The organism is Streptomyces pathocidini (assembly GCF_001418495.1).
In the GTDB taxonomy this organism is placed as follows: Bacteria; Actinomycetota; Actinomycetes; order Streptomycetales; family Streptomycetaceae; genus Streptomyces; species Streptomyces pathocidini.
Genome location: NZ_LIQY01000582.1, coordinates 1 through 1,168 on the forward strand (window position 1 = coordinate 1; position 1,168 = coordinate 1,168).

Sequence of the window (1,168 nt, forward strand, 5' to 3'; positions counted from 1 at the left end):
AGGCGCGGGCGCGCGCCGAGGAGCTGTGCCGGGTAGCGGCCGACCGTACGACCGACAGCGCGCTCGTCGCCGACCCGCGCGAGCAGCGCGCCCTGTGGCGCATCCGCGAGGACGCCTCCGGCACGGCCACCCGCCTGCCCGACGGCGGCGAGGCCTGGCCCGGCTGGGAGGACTGCGCGGTGCCGCCGGCCCAACTAGGCGCGTACCTGGGCGACTTCCGCGCGCTGCTCGCCGAGCACGGCCTGCGCGGCACCCCGTACGGGCACTTCGGCGACGGCTGCATCCACGTGCGGATCGACTTCGACCTGCTGAGCCCGGCGGGCGTACGCCGCTTCCGCGACTTCTCGGTCGACCTGGCCACCCTCGTCGTCGCGCACGGCGGGTCGCTCTCCGGCGAGCACGGGGACGGGCAGGCGCGCGCGGAGCTGCTTCCCCGGATGTACCGGACGGAACTCGTGGGCGTGTTCGAGGAGTTCAAGGACCTGTGGGACCCGGCGGGCGGCCTCAATCCCGGCATGCTCGCCCGCCCCCACCGCCTCGACGAGAACCTCCGCTTCGACCCGCTGCCGCGCTCCCCGGTGGACGTGGAGTTCGGCTATCCGCACGACGGCGGGGACTTCACGGCGGCGGTGCGGCGGTGCGTCGGCGTGGCCAAGTGCCGTACGGGGCCATCGGTGTTCGGCGGCGGCGCCGAGGTGATGTGCCCCTCGTACCGCGCCACGGGCGAGGAGCGGCACTCCACGCGCGGCCGCGCCAGGCTGCTGCACGAGATGCTGGCGGGTGAGGTCGTGACGGACGGCTGGCGCTCCGAGGAGGTGCGCGAGGCGCTGGACCTGTGCCTGAGCTGCAAGGGCTGCCGGAAGGACTGCCCGGTGGGGGTGGACATGGCCACGTACAAGGCCGAGTTCCTGCACCACCACTACGCGGGGCGCGTGCGCCCGGCGGCGCACTACGCGATGGGGTGGCTCCCGGTCTGGCTCCGGGCGGTGGCGGCGCTGCGGGCGGTGAGGGCGGTCAACGCGGCGGCGGGGATCGGCCCGTTGGCGTCGCTGGCCAAGAGGCTTGGCGGCATCGCCCCGGAACGAACCATCCCAAAGCTTGCGCCGGAGCCGTTCACGCGATGGTGGCGGGGCCGCCTCAGCGCGTCGGAGGCGGCCCCGCCACCATC

At 75.0% G+C, this 1,168-nt stretch carries 1 protein-coding gene; it reads left to right on the forward strand.

Going from position 1 to position 1,168, the window contains the following annotated elements:
• Positions 1–1,168: FAD-binding and (Fe-S)-binding domain-containing protein (locus tag AOK16_RS23005; RefSeq protein ID WP_205627764.1), on the forward strand; the 1,168-nt coding region annotated here is incomplete at both ends.